General features: G+C 68.4%; 20 protein-coding genes. 6 read left to right on the top strand and 14 right to left on the bottom strand.

The window, feature by feature from the left end; translation table 11 throughout:
* Nucleotides 1-11 precede the first annotated feature (11 nt).
* From WG924_RS26345 to WG924_RS26290, 12 genes are all read right to left on the bottom strand, one after another.
* A complete protein-coding gene (locus WG924_RS26345) occupies nt 12-1034 on the bottom strand; it encodes a lysophospholipid acyltransferase family protein (protein WP_345936012.1) in 1023 nt (340 codons plus the stop codon).
* A complete protein-coding gene (lpxK, locus tag WG924_RS26340) occupies nt 1031-2101 on the bottom strand; it encodes a tetraacyldisaccharide 4'-kinase (protein WP_372044845.1) in 1071 nt (356 codons plus the stop codon). The genes WG924_RS26345 and lpxK overlap by 4 nt, the downstream gene beginning before the upstream one ends.
* Entirely contained in the window at nt 2098-3444 is a 1347-nt protein-coding gene (locus WG924_RS26335; protein WP_345936011.1) for a 3-deoxy-D-manno-octulosonic acid transferase, read from the bottom strand. Before WG924_RS26335 ends, lpxK begins: the two co-directional genes overlap by 4 nt.
* A complete protein-coding gene (locus WG924_RS26330) occupies nt 3441-4187 on the bottom strand; it encodes a lysophospholipid acyltransferase family protein (protein ID WP_345936010.1) in 747 nt (248 codons plus the stop codon). The genes WG924_RS26335 and WG924_RS26330 overlap by 4 nt, the downstream gene beginning before the upstream one ends.
* Nucleotides 4188-4191: 4 nt before the next feature.
* Complete coding sequence (msbA, locus tag WG924_RS26325; protein ID WP_345936009.1) at nt 4192-6063, bottom strand: lipid A export permease/ATP-binding protein MsbA; 1872 nt, start codon at nt 6061-6063, stop codon at nt 4192-4194.
* A gap of 69 nt (nt 6064-6132) precedes the next feature.
* The gene (locus tag WG924_RS26320; RefSeq protein ID WP_345936008.1) at nt 6133-6999 is read right to left on the bottom strand and encodes a 3'(2'),5'-bisphosphate nucleotidase CysQ; all 867 of its coding nucleotides are present in this window, start codon (nt 6997-6999) and stop codon (nt 6133-6135) included.
* A 53-nt stretch (nt 7000-7052) separates the two neighbouring features.
* A complete protein-coding gene (locus WG924_RS26315) occupies nt 7053-8402 on the bottom strand; it encodes a TldD/PmbA family protein (RefSeq protein ID WP_345936007.1) in 1350 nt (449 codons plus the stop codon).
* A gap of 169 nt (nt 8403-8571) precedes the next feature.
* On the bottom strand, nt 8572-9402 hold the full coding sequence (locus WG924_RS26310) for a metallophosphoesterase family protein (RefSeq protein WP_345936006.1): 831 nt from the start codon (nt 9400-9402) through the stop codon (nt 8572-8574).
* A 91-nt stretch (nt 9403-9493) separates the two neighbouring features.
* A complete protein-coding gene (locus WG924_RS26305) occupies nt 9494-9673 on the bottom strand; it encodes a hypothetical protein (protein WP_345936005.1) in 180 nt (59 codons plus the stop codon).
* Between the two features lie 191 nt (nt 9674-9864).
* Nucleotides 9865-10749, bottom strand: coding sequence for a TIR domain-containing protein (locus WG924_RS26300; RefSeq protein ID WP_345936028.1), 885 nt, complete (start codon nt 10747-10749; stop codon nt 9865-9867).
* On the bottom strand, nt 10749-11036 hold the full coding sequence (locus tag WG924_RS26295; RefSeq protein WP_345936004.1) for a YuaX family protein: 288 nt from the start codon (nt 11034-11036) through the stop codon (nt 10749-10751). The genes WG924_RS26300 and WG924_RS26295 overlap by 1 nt, the downstream gene beginning before the upstream one ends.
* Nucleotides 11037-11285: 249 nt before the next feature.
* A complete protein-coding gene (locus tag WG924_RS26290; RefSeq protein WP_345936003.1) occupies nt 11286-12800 on the bottom strand; it encodes a UbiD family decarboxylase in 1515 nt (504 codons plus the stop codon).
* A gap of 119 nt (nt 12801-12919) precedes the next feature.
* Between WG924_RS26290 and WG924_RS26285 the strand changes: the two genes are divergently transcribed.
* Entirely contained in the window at nt 12920-13159 is a 240-nt protein-coding gene (locus WG924_RS26285) for a hypothetical protein (protein ID WP_345936002.1), read from the top strand.
* On the opposite strand, the gene ubiA is transcribed toward WG924_RS26285, so the two are convergent.
* A complete protein-coding gene (gene ubiA / locus WG924_RS26280) occupies nt 13104-14081 on the bottom strand; it encodes a 4-hydroxybenzoate octaprenyltransferase (protein WP_345936001.1) in 978 nt (325 codons plus the stop codon). The two genes, WG924_RS26285 and ubiA, sit on opposite strands and share 56 nt — an antisense overlap.
* 176 nt (nt 14082-14257) lie before the next feature.
* Here ubiA and WG924_RS26275 point away from each other — a divergent pair, with 176 nt between their 5' ends.
* Nucleotides 14258-15049 carry a 16S rRNA (uracil(1498)-N(3))-methyltransferase gene (locus tag WG924_RS26275; protein ID WP_345936000.1) on the top strand — a complete coding sequence of 264 codons (792 nt, stop codon included), beginning with the start codon at nt 14258-14260 and terminating at the stop codon, nt 15047-15049.
* Between the two features lie 152 nt (nt 15050-15201).
* A complete protein-coding gene (gene gshA / locus WG924_RS26270; RefSeq protein WP_345935999.1) occupies nt 15202-16443 on the top strand; it encodes a glutamate--cysteine ligase in 1242 nt (413 codons plus the stop codon).
* A 130-nt stretch (nt 16444-16573) separates the two neighbouring features.
* Here the strand turns inward: gshA and WG924_RS26265 are convergent, their stop codons facing one another.
* A complete protein-coding gene (locus tag WG924_RS26265; RefSeq protein WP_345935998.1) occupies nt 16574-16732 on the bottom strand; it encodes a hypothetical protein in 159 nt (52 codons plus the stop codon).
* Nucleotides 16733-16950: 218 nt separating this feature from the next.
* Here WG924_RS26265 and WG924_RS26260 point away from each other — a divergent pair, with 218 nt between their 5' ends.
* The 3 genes from WG924_RS26260 to WG924_RS26250 all read left to right on the top strand — a co-directional run bounded on the left by WG924_RS26260 (nt 16951) and on the right by WG924_RS26250 (nt 20386).
* Nucleotides 16951-18363, top strand: a complete 1413-nt coding sequence (locus WG924_RS26260) for an aspartate aminotransferase family protein (RefSeq protein WP_345935997.1) — start codon at nt 16951-16953, stop codon at nt 18361-18363.
* Entirely contained in the window at nt 18360-19355 is a 996-nt protein-coding gene (locus WG924_RS26255) for a MurR/RpiR family transcriptional regulator (protein ID WP_345935996.1), read from the top strand. Before WG924_RS26260 ends, WG924_RS26255 begins: the two co-directional genes overlap by 4 nt.
* Before the next feature lie 92 nt (nt 19356-19447).
* Nucleotides 19448-20386: a beta-keto acid cleavage family enzyme gene (locus tag WG924_RS26250; RefSeq protein WP_345935995.1), complete on the top strand. Its 939-nt coding sequence runs from the start codon at nt 19448-19450 to the stop codon at nt 20384-20386.
* Nucleotides 20387-20487 lie beyond the last annotated feature (101 nt).

Here is a 20487-nt window from a genome sequence, read left to right as displayed (position 1 = left end):
CCCCGCCCGGATCAGTCCGGCCAGCGTTTATGCACCCAGAACCACAGGTCGGGGCGGGCGCGGATCCAGTTTTCCAGGCGGGTGTTGACCAGCCGGGCCAGGCGGTCGGCGGCCTGGTCGGGGGTTTCGTGGGGCAGCGGGGCGGGGTCGATGGGGGGGTCGATGATCACGCGGAAGCGGGGGCCGTGCAGGCGTTCGACGCGGGCGGTGATCATGGGCGCGTTGAAGCGGACGGCGAATTCGGCGTGGGCGGTGGTCGACATGGCGTCGCGGCCGAAGAAGGGCAGGGCGGTGCCGGTGTTGAGTTTCTGGTCGATCAGCATGGCCAGATGGCCGCCGGCCTTGAGGCGTTTGATGATTTCGCGGGCGGTGCGTGCGCCTTTGGGCAGGAAATCGGTGGCGCCGCCCGCGCGGCGGCGCGAGGCCTGGATGAGTTGTTCGACGGCGGTGTCGTTGGCGGCGCGATAGACCTGGGTGAGCTCGATGCCCTGCTGGGTGGCGGCGAGCGAGGCCAGTTCCCAATTGCCGAAATGGCCTGAGACGAAGATGCCGGGGCGGTCGTCGTCGCGGGCGGTGAACACGTGCTCGCCGCCGATCACCTCAACCCGGCTGGGGTCGGCGCCGGTGCAGTCGAAGCGGTCGAGATGCACCACTTCAAAGGCGGTGCGCCCCAGATTGTCCCACATGCCGCGCAGGATGGCCTCGACCGCCGGCGGGTCGAGATCGGGGAAGGCGCGGGCGATGTTGCGGCGGGCGATGCGGCTGACCTTGATCCGCGGACCGATGGTGCGGGCGAGCCAGGCGCCGGTGGCCGAGGCGCGTTCCAGGCCGATGAGGCGGGCGAAGCCAAAGGCCGCGCGCGCGCCCAGGCTTTCCAGCCAGCGGCGCGGGGTCATCGGCGGGATTTCATAGGCCGGCGGGGTGGTGGTGGCGGGGGTGCCGGGCGCGGGCCTGTCGGTGTGAGGCCTGTCGGTGTGAGGACTGCCAGTGTGAGGACTGCCGGTGCCGGCGGTTCTGTGGTCGGGAGCGGTCATCTGCGGCGTCCGTTGCCATCCTCGCGCCCGGCATGGCCATCGAGCACCGAGGGCCGGCCGGGGACCGGGTCGGGGCGGGGGCTGCGGGGGTCGATGCGGTCGAGCAGGCGGTCGAGCGGGTCGGCATCCAGCCATTCCAGGCTGATGGTCAGGTGGTCGACCAGATCGCGGGCTTCGGGGGGCAGGCGCACCAGATCCTTTTCGGTGGTGACCAGCACCGCATCCATGCGGTGCGCCACTTCCACCAGCCGGGCGATTTCATCGGGGGCATAGGGGTGGTGGTCGGGGAAGGACCAACTGCCGGCGATGCGGCAGCCGATGGCGCGCAGGGTGTCGAAGAATTTCTCAGGGCGGCCGATGCCGGCGAAGGCCACGACCTTGCGGTTGCGCAGCCGGCGGGTTTCCGGGCCGGGCACGGTGACGGCGCGCAGCACCGGCCGGTCGAAGGGCAGGCGGGCGGCGACATCGACGCTGTCTTCGCCCACCACCACCACGCCATCGGCGCGCGCCAGCCCCTGGGCCAGCGGTTCGCGCAAGGGGCCGGCCGGCATCACCCGGCCATTGCCGAAGCCATAGCCGCCATCGACCACGATCAGCGACAGATCCTTGTCGATCGACGGGTTCTGGAAGCCATCGTCCAGAATGACGATATCGGCGCCGGCGGCGGCGGCGGCACGGGCGCCGGCCACCCTGTCACGCGCCACCCAGGTCGGCAGGCGGCGGGCGATCAGCAGGGCTTCGTCGCCGACCTGATCGGCGCGATGGGCGATGGGGTCGACCAGGGTTGGGCCACGGACGCTGCCGCCATAGCCGCGCAGCACCACATGCGGGCGGCGGCCACGGGCGCGCAGCCGGTCGGCGATGGCCAGGGCGGTGGGGGTTTTGCCGGCGCCGCCGGCGGTGAGGTTGCCCACGCACAGCACCGGCACCCCGGCATTGGCCGGGCGCACCACCAGCCGGCGGATGCTGCCCGCCAGACGGAAGATCAGGGTCAGCGGCGCCAGCGCCGCGATCAACAGGCGGTCGAGCGTGGTTGGGTCGCGTCCCCAGAATTCCGGTGCCTTCACGAGACCTCTCCTGATGCCGCGGGGGCGGCTGTGGCCGGATCGACCAGCGGCAGAACCGCTGCCACGATCCGGGCAAGCCCGGCAGAGCCTTCGGCGGCGACGCTGCCCGCTGCCGCGGCAAGGTCGCTGCGTGCCGCCGGATCGGCCAGCAGGCGGGCGACAGCATCGGCCAGCCCGGCCGCATCGGCCACCACCAGCATGGCGCCGGCGGCCCGGAAGCGGGCGGCGAGGCTGGTGAAATTGCCCAGATGCGGGCCGGTCAGGATGGCAGCATCCAGCCGCGCCGGTTCCAGCAGGTTATGCCCGCCCACCGGCACAAGCGAGCCTCCTATAAACGTGATGGCGATTGCGCGGAAAAAAACCCCCAACTCGCCCAATGTATCGGCGAGATACAGGGTGGTTGCGGCATCGGGCAGGGCGCCGGTGGCGCGGCGGGTGACGGTGAAGCCGGCGGCCTCGGCCTCGGCGGCGATGGCGGCGCCCCGTTCGGGATGGCGGGGCACGATCACGGTCAGCAGATCGGGGTATGTGGCGCGCAGGCGAAGGGCTGCGGCCAGAACCAGCGCCTCCTCGCCCGGATGGGTGCTGGCGGCCAGCCAGACCGGCCGGCCGGCGATGGCGGTAGTCAGGGCGTTGAGCGCGGCCGGGTCGGCGGGCAGCGGGTCGGCCGCATCCTTCAGATTGCCGGGGGCTGCGACCGGGCGGCCCAGCACGGCCTGAAACCGGGCGGCGCTGTCGTCATCCTGGGCCAGCAGCGGCCGAAAGCCGCCGATCAACCGCCGGGCCAGCCCCGGCATCGCCGCCCAGCGCCGGGCCGAGGTGGCAGACATCCGGGCATTGACCAGGGCGCGGGGGATGTGGCGGCGATCCAGCCCGTCGAGCAGGTTGGGCCAGATCTCGCTTTCCACGAACAGGGCGGCATCGGGGCGCCAGTGGTTCAGAAACCGGTCGACCGCCTGGGGGGTGTCGACGGGCGCGAACTGGTGCAGCGCGCCGGGCGCCAGCCGGTCGGCCATCAGCCGCGCCGATGTGACCGTGCCGGTGGTGACCAGGAAGCTGGTGGCGGGGCCGGACGTGGCGGGAATGGCGGCGCGCAGGCGGTCGATCAGCGGCAGCAGCGACAGGCTTTCGCCGACGCTGGCGCCATGCAGCCAGATCAGCCGGCCGTCGGGCCGGGGCAGGCCGGCATGGCCCAGCCGTTCCGGCCAGCGGCTGTCATGCTCGCGGCCCTGGCGGCGGCGGCGGTCCAGATGCCGGGCGACCAGGGGCGCGCCGATCCGGGCGATGCCGCGATAGAGGCCAAGGGCGATGCCGGCCCCGGTCATGGCGCGATATCCGGTCATGGTGCCGCATCCGGGGAGGCGGCGGCGGCAGCCGGCGCGGATGGCGGCGGTGGCAGGGGCAGCGGCTCATGCCCGGTCACGCGGTCGGCCTCGGCGGTGATCCGGTTCAATTCATCCTCGATCGCCTGACGGGCGCGGTCGAGTGCTGCGGCATCGGCATCGCGGGCGACATGGATGGGCTCGCCCCAGATGAACACGCCGCGGCTGAACGGCATCGGCACCATGAACCGGTCCCAGGTGCCCAGCAGGCGCCTGCGGCGCACGCCCACCGCCGCCGGGATCACCGGCACGCCCGACAATTTGGCGATGCTGGCGATGCCGCCGCTGGCGCGCTGGCGGGGGCCGCGCGGCCCGTCGGGGGTGACGCCGGCATACTGGCCGGCGCGGATCGCCTTGACCATCTGGCGCAGCGCCGCGGCACCGCCCTTCGACGATGATCCGGCGATCGATCCCAGGCCGAAATGGGCGATGGTGTCGGCGATCAGCCGGCCGTCGCGATGCTGGCTGATCAGCATGTTCATCGGCACGCCCGCCCGCCAGACATAGGGCATCATCAGCAACCGGCCATGCCAGAAGGCCAGGATGAAGGGTTGGCCCGCATCCCAACGGGCGTTGGCGGGGCCGGCACCGATCACGTCGAAGCGGCCGGTGGCATGGGCCAGCCGGATATAGGCGGCGGCCAGCCGGCAGGCGAGGCGCTGGGCGGTCTCGCTTTTCAGCCAGCGTTTGATCAGCCCGGCCATCGGTTCAGCGGCCCGGCATGGGGGATGAGGCGGGAGGGGGTGAGGCGGGGGCGCTGCCGTCGGCCGCTGGTTCGGCGGCTTCGGCATGATCGGCGAATTGCAGCGCGTGCAGCCGGGCATAGGCGCCGCCGGCGGCGATCAATTCGCTGTGGCTGCCCTGTTCGATCACCCGGCCGCGATCCATCACGCAGATCAGATCGGCATCGATGATCGTCGACAGCCGGTGGGCGACGACCAGCACGGTGCGGCCGGCCATCAGCCGGGCCAGCGCGTCCTGCACCGCGCGTTCGCTTTCGGTATCCAGCGCCGAGGTCGCCTCGTCGAGCAGCAGGATCGGGGCGTTCTTCAGCATGGCGCGGGCGATGGAAATCCGCTGCCGCTGGCCGCCCGACAGGCTTGATCCATGCTCGCCGACCAGGGTGTCATAGCCCTGCGGCAGCCGGGTGATGAAATCATGGGCGGCGGCATCGCGGGCGGCGGCCTCCACCTCGGCATCGCTGGCATCGGTGCGGCCATAGCGGATATTGGCCGCGACCGTGTCGTTGAACAGCGTCACCTCCTGCGAGACGAGCGCGATGGCGGCACGCAGCGACGACAGGGTGACGGCGCGGATATCGGCGCCGTCGATGGTCAACCGGCCGCCATCCAGGTCGTAGAAGCGCGGGATCAGGTTGATGACGGTGGATTTGCCGGCACCGGAGGCGCCCACCAGCGCCACCCGTTGGCCGGCGGGCACGTCGAGGGTCAGGCCGTCGAGTGCCGGCGCGCCCTCGCCATAGGTGAAGCGGGCATCCTCGAACCGGATGGCGCCGCGCACCGGGCCACCGGTCAACGCGGTCAGCGGCCGGGCGTCGGGGGCGTCGGTGATGCGCACCGGCATGTCGATCAGCTCGAACACCCGGTGGGCGGCGGCCAGCCCCTCTTGCAGGTTGGCGTTCAGATTGGCGAGCGTCTTGGCCGGGCGATAGGCCATCAGCAGGGCGGTGACGAACGAGAAGAAGGCGCCGGGCGTGGTTTCGCCCGCCACCACCTGCGCGCCGCCATAGAAGATCACCAGCCCGACGGCGACACCGCCCAGGGTTTCCATGATCGGCGAGGCGGCGGCACGGATGCGCTCGGCCTTGCCGGTCAGGCGATAGATCTCCTCGACCGTGCGGCCCATGCGGCGGCCTTCATAGGCCTCCATGCCATAGGCCTTGACGTGGCGGGCGCCGAGGAAGGTTTCCTCAAGAATGCCGGTCAGCCGCCCCACCTGATCCTGCGCGCGATCCGACACCTTGCGCATCCGCCGGCCCAGCCTGGAGATTGGCAGAATGGCGATCGGGAACACCACGAAGGCGATGATCGCCAGCAGCCAGTCCTGCCAGAACATCAGCCCGACCAGGAAGATCACGGTCAGGCTTTCCTTGGCCAGACTGGTCATGGCGGCGGCGGCGGATTTGCGCACCAGTTGCACGTCGTGGGTGAAGCGCGCGATCAGCCGCCCGGCGCCGGTCTGGTGGAAGAAGGCGAGGTCGGCGCTCATCAGCCGGCTGTACATCCGGTGCTGAAGATCGGCGACCACGCGGGTGCCCAGGCGCTCCATCAGCACCCGCTCGACATAGGTGGCGAAGCCGTTGATCGCGGCCAGCGCCAGCACGGCGGCCGGCACCAGCAGCAGCATGGTTTCGTCGCGCTTCAGGAACACGTCGTCCAGCACCGGCTGCATCAGCCAGGCATTGGCGGCGGTGGCGGCGGCGGTAACCACCATCGCCACCACCGCCAGTGCGATCCGCCGCCAATAGGGCTTCAGATGCTCCCGCGACAGGCGCGCGACCAGCGCCTTGCTGGTGGGGGCACCGGCGGGCAGGGGCGATGACTTCCGGCGACGCGACATGGGGTGCGGTGGGTTCCGTTGAAGGCGGTGATGCGGCGGATGCAGGTTCAAGGCCAGACGGCCCGATCCTCAATCCAGCGGTTCTACGCCAGCCATGGCGACGGTGCCAGCCGGATCGCTGCCAAGCCGTATCATCAGCGCCGCATGCAAAGCGGGGTTGGCGGCGATCAGCGACGGGTGCTCGGTGCTGTCGGGCCGGGCATAGACCAGATCGCGGCCCAGGGCATCGGTCATCCGGCCGCCGGCTTCGGCGATCATCAGATCGGCGGCGGCGATGTCCCAGTCGTTCTTGGGGCGCAGCGACACCGCCGCGTCGAACCGCCCGGCCGCGACCAGCGCCAGCTTATAGGCGATCGAGCCCAGCGCGATCACGGCGCTGCCGTCCAGCCCCGGACCCCAGCGCTTTTCCTGCAACTCCCGGCGCGACACCAGCAGCCGCGCCGCCATCGGGTCGGCCACCGACGCCACCCGGCAGGCGGCACCGTTCATCCGGAAGCCGGTGCCGGCGGCGGCTTCGAAGAACTCGCCCGTCGCCGGGTTGAACACCTGCGCCAGCACCGGCCGGCCGGCTTCGACCAGCGCCACCGAGATGGTGAATTCCGGCCGGCCGTCGAGAAACGCGCGGGTGCCGTCGATCGGGTCGACCACCCACACCCGCGGCCGGGCGCGTTCCGACAGATGGGCGACGCTTTCCTCCGACAGCCAGCCATAGCCGGGGCGGGCGTGCAGCAGATGGTCGCGCAGCACGGTGTCGACCGCGATATCGACCTCGCTGACCGGGTTGTCGCCGCCCTTGTCCCAGTTGACCGGCGATTTGCAGAACGCCTCCATGGCGATGCGGCCGCCGGTGCGCAGGGCGCGCTCCAGCAGCATGCGGTCGTCCAGCAGATCGGGGCTCAGGCTGCCTTCCGGCAGGGCGTGCAGGCTGTCGGTCATGAAGCGGGCTGTCTCCCTCCGGCGGTTGGTCTGGGGGCGTGCATCGGCGAAGATCACGCGCCGGCGACGGTCAACCCCTCCACCGCCAGCGACGGCGCATCGGTGCCGCTGCGGAATTCCAGGTCCGATGCCGGGCGGATCGACATCAGCATATCCTGAAACCGGCCGGCGACGGTGATCTCGTTGACCGGATAGGCGATCTCGCCATTCTCGATCCAGAAGCCGGCGACGCCCTGGCTGAAATCGCCGGTGACGACGTTCACCCCCGATCCCATCAGCTCGTCGACCAGCAGCCCGGTGCCGATCTCGCGGATCAGCTCGGCACGGCTGATCTCGCCCGGCGCCAGATACAGGTTGCTCGATGCCGGGCTTGGCGCCGAACCGGCGCCGCGCGCGGCATGGCCGGTGGTCTTCAGGCCAAGCTGGCGGGCGGAGCGGCAATCCAGCAGCCAGCTTTTCAGCACGCCGCCCTCGATCACGGTCAGCGTGCCGCCGGCGATACCCTCGCCATCGAAGGGGTGAGAGGCGGGGGCGCGATGGCGGAACGGATCGTCGATGATGGTGAAGGCGTCGCTCGCGATCTTTTCGCCCATGCGGTCCTTCAGGAAGCTGGTGCCGCGCGCGACCGCGGCGCCGTTGACCGCCGAGGCGATGGCGCTGACCATCACCCGCGACACCCGGCGGTCGAAGATCACCGGCACCCGCGCGGTTCTGGGCCGGCGCGGCGACAGCCGTTCCACAGACCGCTCGCCGGCCGTGCGGCCGACGGTGGCGATGTCGTCGAGATCTTCCACGAAGCGCTTCGAGGTGTAGTCATGGCCGCGCACCATGTTCAGCCCCTCGCCGGCGATGGTGCTGGCGCCGACGGTGAAGCGGCTGGTGCGATAGGCGCCGCGGAAGCCGTTCGAGGCGGCGAGGGCGATCATCATATGGGATTGCGAGGCGCTGGCGCCCTCGGAATTGGTCACCCCCGGCACGGCGCGGGCGGCCTCCTCGCAGGTCTCGGCCCAGCCCAGAAGCTCTTCGGCGGTGAACTCGGTGGGGTCATGGATGTCCAGGGCCGGGATGTCGCTGGCGATCTGGTCGGGGTCGGCCAGTCCGGCGAACCGGTCCTCAGGCACGGCATTGGCCATGGCGACGGCGCGTTCGGCCAGGGCATCCAGGCTTTCGGGCCTGAGATCGGCGGTGGAGACGATCGCCTGCCGGCGCCCGACCAGCACGCGCAGACCCAGGTCGCCGCCATCCGACCGGGTCAGTTCCTCGATCTTGCCCAGCCGGCGCTGCACCGACAGGGCCTTGCCGTCGATCCTGAGCGCATCGGCGCTGTCGGCACCGGCGCGTTTGGCGCGGGCGATCAGGTCGTCGAGCAGGTCGAGCGCGTTTCCAAGTTCGGTATCGGCCATCTGGTCCTCGCGGGTGGTGCGGCACGGGTCGGCGCCGCCGGGGCTCGCGGCCGGGGCCGGAACCGCCCCGATACCGCCCGCCCTGACGCCGCACGTCCTGGATATGGGGCGACGTGCCGCCGAACACCAGCGCCGGGGCCTGATGATCGACCAGATGTCGGATGATCTGTCAGCGGTGCGGCGGATAGACCTCGTGGGCGACGTCGTCGATCACGAAGGTATCGAGCCCTTCGGGCGTGAGCAACCGGCTCTCGACCGAACCGTCATCGCCCAGGATGTGCAGGGTGGCGCCCAGCCGCTTTTCACCGGGCAGGTCGGCGGGGGCCAGCTTGTCGACGATGAAGCCCGAAGATGCCCCGAAGGCATAGACGGTGTCGTCGCGGCGGATGATCCGGGCGGTGTGCAGATGGCCGCTGGCCACCAGCCGGATGGTGCCGGCGCGGATCGCCGCCAGATAGGGCGCGCGGGCGGCACCGGGCACGGTCCAATAGCCGCGATCCTCTTCGTCCGGGTCGTTCAGGAACAGCGGCTTGTGCAGGAACAGCGCCACCGGCCGCGCCTCGGCGGCGGCGGTTGCCAGCACGGTATCGACCCAGGCGGCCTGTTCGGCTTCGCGCGCATGACCCGATCCCATCAGCATGGCGTCGACGCCCAGCAGCAGCCAGCGGCCGGCCTCGCGCAGCCAGCGATCGGGGCCGAAATGGGCGTCCCAGCGCGCCAGCCGCTCATCATTCACCGCCTGATGGTGGCCGGGATCCTCGCTGCCAACATCATGATTGCCGGGCACCGCCAGCCAGTCCAGCGCCAGCCCGTCCATCAGCGCGCGGCAATGGGCCATGTCCTCGGCCATATCGGCGCCATCGACGGTGACGTCGCCGGTATGCACCACCAGATCGGGTCGCAGCACCCGGGCCATCGCCGCGACCGGCGCCCAGTTGGATGCGAAATGCGCCTTCGCCGGGCTGATATGGGTGTCGGTGATCTGAAGAACACGAAGCATGGGGGCCATCGTTACCGGTTGCGGAAGCGATCAGCCTATCATGCGGCGATTGCAGCTTGGCGACGGGAGGGGGCGGGATGCCGTGGCCGGGTCAGCGATGGGCGGCGCGCTTGCCGGCCTCGTCCTTCAGAACCTGACCGGTCATGCTTTCAAGCCGGCTCGCGAGGTGGCTGTAGGTCTCGCTCCTGGGAACAGCGGCGAGGAAGCTCCGCATGTCATCCACCAGGGAGGGCTCGGCGGTCGTGTTACGGACTTCATAGATGTTCTTCATCGTTTTCCGCTTTGGGTTGCCTCGACGGAAGGTCGACCTTCGGCCTTAATTTAGAGCGGGTGACACCTTTGTTCAACGGCTTCCTGCGGCCCCGGCCGGAGCCCGTCTGCGGCCGCACCGGGGCTTTACCTATTTCATCGGTTGTCGAATCTCTAATAATCGACATCTAGCTGCCAAGGCACGGGTGCGTATCAGGTTCCCATGATCTTGTTCCAGTCGATGTCAAAGCCTACCGCCTGGAGTTCCCGGGCCAGCACCTGTTTCCAGCCGCCTTCATTGTCCATTGTTCCCCAGACGACACCCGCGAAGTCGCTGGGGATCTCCACCGTGCCCCGTTTGAGCGTACACACTTTTTCTCTGCCCAAGCGGCCAATGAAGTAGCCCAACTCCAACAGTACGTTTTGTCGGGCTCGAGGCTCAAGGGTGCCACCTTTTGCACGTCCTTCGTCATCGGGCGTTAGCAGGACGACGGCAAAGCCGACATCATCATTAGCCTCCACTTTTTCGATGATGGTCCGTCCTTGATTGGCCTGTTCGTGTAGGATGATAGGCTCCAGGCCGATACGTTCCAAGAAGCGGGCTACTGCCTCACGCGCACCATCATCATGACCATGGACGATAAAGACCTTGGGTGAAATGGTGCGCCCCATCGTACCTCCGGATTTTTCTCTGCGTTTGATGTAGGACTTATAGTCCCTAACAAAAGGAGTAATCATTTGCTTGGTTGCGGCATGAATTCCAGATATTATTATGCTGCTGGAATCGAAAAAACGGTAGCCAAATTGGATCATGTATTCTGGATTGCCAGCTAATTTGTCTATTAAAAGTAAAGTAATTCCTAGGGTTTTATCGATTTCTTCCGGCCATATGAGACGATCTCCATCGCCAGTTTCTTCGCTTTTTTTAATGAAATCATCTAAATTAAGACCTTCAGTCAATTCAGTATTATATGATTTTAGATCTGGGTGGCTCAGTAAATTGGCGAGTTTCTTCAGCGGTCGCTCATATGTTCTTAGCTGCGCGGACTGAAGGTCAAATACCGCATTATCAATTTCAGAAAATAGATCTACGGAAATCATTCGGACTTATCATCCTCGATTCTTGCTTTGGCGGCCCGTTGTAGAATATCTTCCCGAGATGCTGTCTTTATGTGCTCAATCAAAGGCGCAATGAAGGGATTGGATGCGTAGCGCCGAGCGCGATCCTCCACTAATTGATCAGCAGATTGGATCGCTGCCTCGATGCTCGCTGCGTCACGAGGATTGAATTCAACAGCCCCCAAATCACCGTTTAGCTCATTCGCAGCGCGGCGGGCTTCGGAGAGTTTCCTTTGTAGTTTATCTAGCCCAACAATTTTGGTCATAAGAGTTTCTCTTGGCCCACTGCCGTAGAAGCCCGGATCACGACTGCCCAACCGGTGTCTGGGCGTATATCGGTCCTGTGAGGCTCAAGAACCACGAGCGAAGCGTATTCGGCATACAGGAGAAGCGTGTTCGGCATACAAGATGATTGGGAGTCCTGCCCGACTACGGGTAAGCCACACATCACTATGTGGGCGTGAAGTTGTAGCGTCAACTATGGGTGATGTGGCCCAGGGACATGATGGATGTCCTTACTTCGGCTTCCAGATCGCCTTGCCCGACCCCGGCAGCCCCAGCCGTGACCACATCTGGTCGACGCGGTCGACGACCTCCTGATCCATGCGCAATTCGGTGCCCCATTCGCGCTTGGTCTCAGGGGGCCATTTGTTGGTGGCGTCCAGGCCGATCTTCGATCCCAGGCCTGACTCGGGACTGGCGAAATCGAGATAGTCGATCGGCGTGCCCTCGATCAGGGTGATGTCGCGGGCCGGGTCCATGCGGGTCGACAGCGCCCACATCACATCCTTCCAGTCGCGGGCGTTGATGTCGTCATCGACCACGATCACCCATTTGGTGTACATGAACTGGCGCAGATACGACCACACCCCCATCATCACCCGCTTGGCATGGCCGGGATAGGCCTTGCGCATCGACACCACGGCGATGCGATAGGAACAGCCCTCGGGCGGCAGCCAGAAATCGGTGATCTCGGGGAATTGCTGGCGGATCAGCGGGATGAACACCTCGTTCAGGGCCTCGCCCAGCACCGATGGCTCGTCCGGCGGCCGGCCGGTGAAGGTCGATAGATAGATCGGCTTGCGGCGCATGGTGACGGCGGTCACCCGGAACACCGGGAACGGCTCGACATTGTTGTAATAGCCGGTGTGGTCGCCATACGGCCCCTCGTCGCCATACTCGTCCAGGCTGACCTCGCCCTCGATCACGATCTCGGCCGTGGCCGGCACCTTCAGCGGCTGGCTGACCGCATCGACCAGTTCCACCTTGCGGCCGCGCAGCAGCCCGGCGAACTGATATTCCGACAGCGTGTCGGGCACCGGCGTCACGGCGGCCAGGATGGTGCCCGGATCGGCGCCGATCACCGCGCAGGCGGGCAGCGGCTCGCGCTTGCTCTGCCCCCAGCGGCGATGATGCTGGGCGCCGCCGCGATGGCGCAGCCAGCGCATCAGCGTGCGGTCGCGGCCCAGCACCTGCATGCGATAAATGCCAAGATTATAGCCGTCGGTCTTGTCGCCACCCGGCCCCTTTGTCACCACCAGCGGCCAGGTGATCAGCGGCGCCGGCTCTCCCGGCCAGCAGGTCTGCACCGGCAGGCGGGTCAGGTCGATATCGTCGCCGCGCCACACCACCTCCTGCACCGGCGCGCGCGACACGGTTCTGGGCCGCATCGCCATCACCGTCTTCATCAGCGGCAGCATATCCAGCGCCTCGCGCCAGCCGCCCGGCGGCTCGGGCTGGCGCAGAAAGGCCAGGGTCTCGCCCACGCCGCGCAACTGGTGCGGCTCGCGGTCCATGCCCCAGGCCACCCGTTCCACCGTGCCGAACAGATTGACCAGCACCGGCATTTCCGCCACCCGTCCGTCGGGCATCAGCGGCTGTTCGAACAGCACCGCCGGGCCGCCCTCTGCCAGCAGCCGGGTCTGGATCTCGGTCATCTCCAGCACGGTCGATACCGGCTCGCGCACCCGGACCAGACGGCCGGTGCTCTCAAGACGGGCGATGAAGTCGCGCAGGCTGTCATAGGGCATGGGCTGCGGGCTCGCTCGGGGTTGGATGGTGCGGGATGGGATGGCACTGTGCCGCATGGACGCCAACGGGCATCATGATCGTGGACAGGCTTCGGAAGAGAGACATGGCGGAGACGGGCATGACGGCAAGGATCAAGGCGGCGTGGTCGCGACTGGACCTGATCGACCGGCAGTTGGTCAAGGTGGCGGCGGCGGTGCTGGTCATCCTGATCCTGCGCGAGCATCTGCCGCCGACCATCGACATGGCGCCGGCCGGCTGGCTGCTGGCGCTGGCCCTGCTGCTGGCGCGGCCGGTGGCCAATCTCATCCGCCGAGGCCGGGGAGCATCCCCCCGCCAAGGGCATGACGGGCCAGAATGATCGTGGCCAGCAGCACCAGCCCCAGATCGCGGTTGGATTTGAACAGCCTGAGGCACATGGCCGGGTCGTCGATGTCGAGACGGCGGACCTGCCACAGCAGGTGAGAGCCGGTGAAGGCCATCGCCAGCACCCAGCCGACGCCGAAGCCGGCGACAAGCCCGGCCGCGACCGTGAACAGCCAGAAGATGGTATAAAACACCGCCACCGCCGGCTTCGTGCGGCGGCCCAGGGCGAGGGCGGTGGATTTCACCCCCACCATCAGGTCGTCCTCGCGGTCCTGATGGGCATAGATGGTGTCATAGCCCAGCGTCCAGAAGATGCCGCCGGCATAGAGCAGCAGGCCGGGCAGCATGGCGGGCAGGGTGTCGGCGCCGCTGGCCGCCGCCCAGCCGACCAGCGCCGCCCAGTTGAAGGTGAGCCCCAGCCAGGCCTGCGGCCAATAGGTGATCCGCTTCATGAACGGATAGGGCACGATCAGCAGCATCGAGGCGAGGCCGATCACGACTGCCGGCACCGGCAGCATCAGCAGCACGACCAGCCCGATCAGCCCCTGCGGCACCAGGAACAACAGCGCCTGACGCGGCGTCACCTGGCCGCTGGGGATCGGTCGGCCGCGGGTCCGCTCCACCCGGGCATCATAATGCCGGTCGGCCAGATCGTTGATCGTGCAGCCGAAACCGCGCATGGCGATGGCGCCCACCAGGAACAGCGCCATCAGCCCGATATCCGGCAGGCCGCCGGCCGGCGCCGCCAGCGCGATCGCCCACAGGCCCGGCAGCAGCAGCAGCCACCAGCCGATCGGCCGGTCCCAGCGGGCCAGCAGGGCGTAAGGCTTTACGGAACCGGGAAGCACGCGCAGCAGCCCGCGATCGGCATGAATGTCGGTGTGGCCGGCCTCTGCCCTGGCTGTCGGTTCGGCCATGGCGCGCACTCCCTGAATGATCGGATCTGCCGTCGACCGGTGTAGCCCGGCGGATGCGATCTGCCAAGCGCTGCGTTGAAGCAGCCATGCGCGGCCGGGGCTTCAATCGGGGCCGCAAGGGCGGTATAGCTGGTGCACTCATCAGGCGGCTGCGGCCGCTTTCAGCGGGAGGTTTCATGGCCGACGCGCCCCGACTGTATATCGACGCCGACCGCTTCGCCGCCCCCACGGCCGGGGCGCGGATCGTGCTGGACGACGATCAGGCGCATTACCTGCGCGCGGTGATGCGGCGCGAGGACGGTGCGGCGCTGGCGGTGTTCAACGGCCGGGATGGCGAATGGGCGGCACGGCTGGTGGCGATCGGCAAGCGCGGTGCCGCGGTCGATCTGGACCACCAGACCCGGGCGCCGGCACCGGAGCGGCGGCTGGAACTGATCATGGCGCCGGTCAAGCGCGGCCCGGTGGAACTGGCGGTGGAAAAGGCGACCGAGCTTGGTGTGACCGCGATCCGCTTCGCCATCACCCGGCGGACGGTGGTCGACCGGTTGCGCCTGGACCGGCTGACGGCGATCGCGCGGGAAGCGGCCGAGCAATGCGAACGCCTGAGCCTGCCGCTGATCGTCGAGGCGGCGCCGCTGGATGCCGTGCTGGATCGCGTGCAGAATGAGGCATCGGCGGCAGCCGACGGGCCGATGCCGGTGCTGTTCGGCGACGAGACCGGTGGGGGTGTGGCCCTCGCCATGGCTGCGGCCGGGCTTGCCGGCGCGCCGGTCGGCCTGCTTGTCGGCCCCGAGGGCGGCTTCGACCCGGCCGAGCTTGATCGGCTGCGGGCGCGGCCCCATGTGACCGCGATCGGTCTGGGGCCACGTGTGCTCAGGGCCGAGACCGCCGCGATCGCGGGGCTGGCCGTGCTTCAGGCGCTGGCACCCGAAGGCGGCGGCCCGCGATGCAGGCAGGCCGTATCCTGATCGCGCGGTCCTGGCCGAACGATACCGACGTTTTGCAGACCCGAACCACCCGTTGCCCCGCCGGCCGGTCATCACGATCAGGGTGGCGGGCGCTCTCGCCCCCCGGCGACCCGCTGAGGTCGCCGGCCCGCTATCCGGAGGCCGCCCGTCCCATGCACACACTCATTCTGCCGCTTCTCGACGACATCATCGCCGCCCGCGCCGACAAGGTGACGGCCTGGTTTGATGCCCGGTTCGACGAGACCCCGGCGCTGCCTTACAGCTCGGTCGATCTGCGCCATTCCGGCGTGAAGCTGGCGCCGGTCGACACCAATCTGTTCTCGGCCGGGTTCAACAACATCTCGCGCGCGGCGCGCGGCCGCGCCGCCGACCGGTTCCGCAATCATCTGGCGCGCATCGCGCCCGAGGGTGGCCGCCTGCTGCTGGTGCCCGAGAACCACACCCGCAACCTGCATTACCTGGAAAATGTCCGGGTGCTGGCCGAGATCATCGAGGCCGCCGGCTGGGAGGTGCGTCTCGGCAGCCTGATGTATGATCTCGACGAGGCGATGGTGCTGGAAACCGCCACCGGCGCCGATATCCGGGTGGAGCCGCTGCGCCGCGAGGGTGGACGGATCGGCACCCTCGACGGCTTCGTGCCCGATGTCGTGCTGATGAACAACGACATGACCGCGGGCGCGCCCTCGATCCTGGTCGGGCTGGATCAGCCGGTGATCCCGCCTTTGGAACTGGGCTGGTATCGCCGCCGCAAGAGCGGTCATTTCTCGGCCTATGGTCAGGTCGCCGACGCCTTCGCCGAGGAATTCGACATCGACCCGTGGCTGATCCAGGCGCTGTGGCACCAGTGCGGCCAGATCAATTTCCGCGAGAAGGCCGGGCTTGGCTGTGTGGCGCGCGGCGTCGACAAGGTGGTGCACCTGACCCGCGAGAAATATCGCCAATACGGTATCGAGAGCGACCCGTATGTCTTCGTCAAGGCCGACAGCGGCACCTATGGCATGGGTGTGATGACCGCCAAGTCGGGCGAGGACATTCTTGAGATGAACAAGAAGACCCGCCACAAGATGAACGTCATCAAGGAAGGTGCGCTGAACACCGAGGTGATCGTTCAGGAAGGCGTGCCGACGGTCGACCTGATCGACGGCGAAAGCGCCGAGCCGGTGATCTATCTGGTCGACGGCCGCGCGGTCGGCGGCTTCTATCGGGTCAACAAGGGCCGTGGCGAGTATGACAGCCTGAACGCCATGGGCGCCTATTTCACCCAGATGTGCGACGAGGTGGAACCCCGCATCGAGCCCGCCAGCGGCGCCAATGACGCGCCCTGCCCGTTCCGCGTCTTCGGCGTGGTCGGTGGCCTGGCGGCGCTGGCGGCGGCGCGTGAGCAGGTGATCTGACGGACCGAGGCGGGGGTTCGCTGCCCCCGCCGATGCCTGCTCTGCCAGACCGGCCCGCTCCGTCAGGCCGGCCCGCTCTGTCGGATCCGATCCAGCGGTTCGGGAAAGGTGCCAAGGCTGAGGCGCGTGTTCAGGCGCTGCGCCGCCGGCTGCCGGCCGGCAGCGCCGGCAGAATCTGCGCCACGGTGGCCGCGATCACCGCCTCGCCGTCGCGGCCCCGACGGTGGAAGGCGAAGCCGATCATGCCGGGCGTGTCGGATCCCGGTGGCTTGCCGCCAGGCATGCTCACGGGGTCATATATCATGCGCGGATCATCGCGTAAAACGCTAGAATGCCGTATGCTGCATCCATCATAACGCTCGACACCGGCTGCCGTGCGCATCCTCTAAAATGAAACACATACCCACAATATGTTTCATTGAAACAGATGTTGCGCCCCCATTTTCAACGGCCTAGCATCATTGCGGCACCTGTCTCCCGCCAGTCTCCTGCTTCGGATGATGACCCATGTCGGACCGTCACGCGCCCGTCTCCACGCCCGCATCGACGGGCCCGCTGCGCCGCAACCGCGCGACCTCTCATGTCCTGCACCGCCATACCGGCGATGTCCTGCCGGTGGCGGTGGGCGGTGAGGGGTGCTGGCTGATCGATGCCGAGGGGCGGCGGTATCTGGATGCCTCCGGCGGTGCCGCGGTGTCGTGTCTGGGGCATGGCAACCGGCGGGTGCGCGATGCGATCATGGCCCAGCTCGACAAGGTTGCCTTCGCCCATACCGGCTTCTTCACCAACGAGCCGATGGAGCGGCTGGCCGAGATGCTGGTCGAGGGCGCGCCAGAGGGCATCGGCCGGGCCTGTTTCGTGTCGGGCGGGTCCGAGGCGATCGAGAGCGCGCTGAAGATCGCCCGGCAATATGCGGTCGAGCGCGGCGATCTGGCCCGCACACGGGTGATCGCGCGGCGCCAGAGCTATCATGGCAACACCCTCGGCGCCCTGTCGGCGACCGGCAATACCGGCCGGCGGCGGCCCTTCCTGCCCTGGGTGATCGATGATGTGGTGCATGTCTCGCCCTGCTATGCCTGGCGGCATCGCGCGGCGGACGAAACCGACATCGCCTATGGCCAGCGGCTGGCGGCGGAATTCGAGCATCAGTTGCGGGTGCTGGGCCCTGAGACGGTGCTGGCCTTCGTGGCCGAGCCGGTGGTGGGGGCGACCCTTGGCGCGGTGCCGGCGGTCGAGGGGTATTTCAAGGCGATCCGTCAGATCTGTGATCGCCACGGCGTGCTGCTGATCCTGGACGAGGTGATGTGCGGCATGGGGCGCACCGGGTATCTGTATGCCTGTGAGGCCGATGGCGTGGCGCCCGACATGATCGCCATGGCCAAGGGGCTGGGTGCCGGCTATCAGCCGATCGGCGCGGTGCTGGTGTCGGATGCGATCGCCGATGTGGTGCTGCATGGCCGGCTGGGGCTGATGACCGGTCACACCTATATGGGCCACCCGGTTGCCTGCGCCGCATCGCTGGCGGTGCAGGAGGTGATCCGCGACGACGGGTTGGTGGCACGGGTGCGCGGCCTGGACGCGACCTTCGAGCGCCTGTTGCGCGACGGTCTGGGCGCGCGGCCCGAGGTCGGCGACATCCGGGGCCGCGGTTTCTTCCGGGGCGTCGAGTTGGTGGCCGACCGGACGACGAAGCGGCCGTTTCCCGCCACGGCCGGGCTGGCGAAGCGGATCAAGGCGGCGGCCTTCGATCTGGGCCTGATCTGCTATCCGGGCAGCGGCACCGCCGACGGCATCGATGGCGACCATATCCTGCTGGCGCCGCCCTTCATCGCCACCGAGGACGAACTGGCCCTGGCGGTCGAGCGGCTGGGCCAGGCGATCGACCGGGCGATGGCCGATGCCGGCCTGCGCGCCGCATGACGGCGGCAGACCCCGGACAGGGCAACAGCGACCCCGACGTGGTGCTGGCGCAGATCGCAGGCGCATTGGAGGGGTTGAGCCCGCAACTGCGCCGGGCGGCCCGCCATCTGCTCGACCATCCCGACCGGGTGGCCATGGTGTCGATGCGCCGGCTGGCCGACGAGGCCGGGGTGGTGCCGGCCAGCTTCGTGCGGCTGGCCGAGCGGCTGGGCTTTGCCGGTTTCACCGAACTGGCGGCGGTGTTCAGGGCGCGGCTGGTGGCGGCCGGCGCCGGCGGCTATGCCGATCGCGCGCGGCGCCTGCACCGGATTGCCGCGCCCACAGAGCCGGCGGCGCTGATCGCCGATTATCTGGCCGCCGACCGCGCCAATCTGGATCGCACCCTGGGCGATGACAGGGTGCCGGCGCTGGCGGCCGCCGCAACCGCTTTGGCCGGTGCCCGCCGGGTGGTGGTGGTGGGGCAGCGCAAATGCCATGTGCTGGGCTTTTATCTGGCCTATGCGCTGGATCTGGTGCGGCCGGGGGTGGTGCTGGCCGGCGACGCGGCCGGCCTGCTGCCCGATGCGCTGCGTGGGCTGGGTGCCGGCGACGTGCTGGTGGCGGTGACCATCGCCCGCTATGCCCGCAGCACCCGCGACGCCGCGGTGTTCGCCGCCGGGGCCGGCGCCACGGTGATTGCCATCACCGACAGTCCCGATGCGCCGGTGGCGGCCTATGCCGGCCATGTGCTGACCATGGCCCATGACGGGCCGGGCGTGTTCCGCTCGTTGACCGGCGGGCTGGCGCTGTCTCAGGCCCTGGTCGGGCTGGTTGCGGTGGCAGGCGGTGCCGCCGCGGATGATCGCGTGGCGGCGGCCGAAGCGCATCTGGATGGATTCCGCACATTTGCCGATGGCGGCGCGCAATGGCCGGCAGGCCGGCGGCGTATGCGGCGCAATGATCGTTCAACCGCAGGGTCTGCTGGAAATCAAGGGCAGACAAGCCCTGAATGATGATGGATGATCGGTCGACAGCACTGCCCCGGCTGTCGCCGGTGGCCGATCATCGCCCCCACCCCCCCCGAATTGAAGAGGCAAGCTCAGGGATGACCGACGCACCCGCCGTGCCCCCGGCTGCGGAGCCGTCCAGCCCATCGACGCCGGCAGAGCCGACGGCCGAACCGGTGTTGCTGGCCGTGGCGCCCAATGGTGCCCGGCGCGGCCACGGCGATCATCCGCGTCTGCCGGTGGGACCGGCCGAACTGGCGGATGCGGCGGTTCGGGCCGCCGATGCAGGTGCCGCGATGATCCATCTGCATGTGCGTGACGACAATGGCCGCCACAGCCTTGATCCCGACCGGTATCGTGCGGCGGTTGCGGCGGTCGAGGATGCGGTGGGCGACCGGCTGCTGATCCAGGTGACCAGCGAGGCGGCAGGCATTTATCGGGCGCCGGAGCAGATTGCGGCGATGCGGGCGCTGAAGCCGGGCTTCTGTTCGCTGGGCTTGCGGGAATTCCTGCCGCCGATCGACAAAGGAGCCGCCGACCCGGTGGCCGAAGCCGCCTTGCAGGGATTGCTTGAGGATCTGGCCGCGGCCGGCTGTGGCTGGCAATGGATTCTGTACGACGCGGCCGATGTCTATCGTCTGGCCCGGCTGCGGGATCGGGGCGTGCTGCCGGCCGCGGCCGGGCCGGCGGCGCTCGACGGTGGTGCCGCACCGGTGTTGTATGTTCTGGGACGCTATGCCCCCGGCGGTGGCCGGGTGGGCGAACTGGTCGGCTATCTGGCCGCTCAGTCGGATACCGGCTTCGATGACCCGTGGATGGTGTGCGCCTTCGGTGCCGCCGAACTCGCGGCAACCGGCGCCGCGGTGGCACTGGGCGGCCATGCCCGGCTGGGGTTCGAGAACAATATGAATCTGAAGGATGGCCGGACGGCGCCCGACAATGCGGCGCTGATCGCCCAGGCTGCGGCGGTGGCCGATGCCCTGGGCCGGCCGCTGGCCGATGCCGCGGCGGCACGCCGTGTCTTCGGCCTGGCCTGAACCGGGGCCGGCCTGAGTCCGGCCATGGCCGGATCGCAGCCTGCCCATCGTCATCGGGTCGGGCTGCGTGTCTCAGGGGATAACAGTGACTTATGAAAGGG

The organism is Tistrella arctica (assembly GCF_039630945.1).
In the GTDB taxonomy this organism is placed as follows: domain Bacteria; phylum Pseudomonadota; class Alphaproteobacteria; order Tistrellales; family Tistrellaceae; genus Tistrella; species Tistrella bauzanensis.
This window is presented reverse-complemented; position numbering and strand designations above follow the sequence as displayed.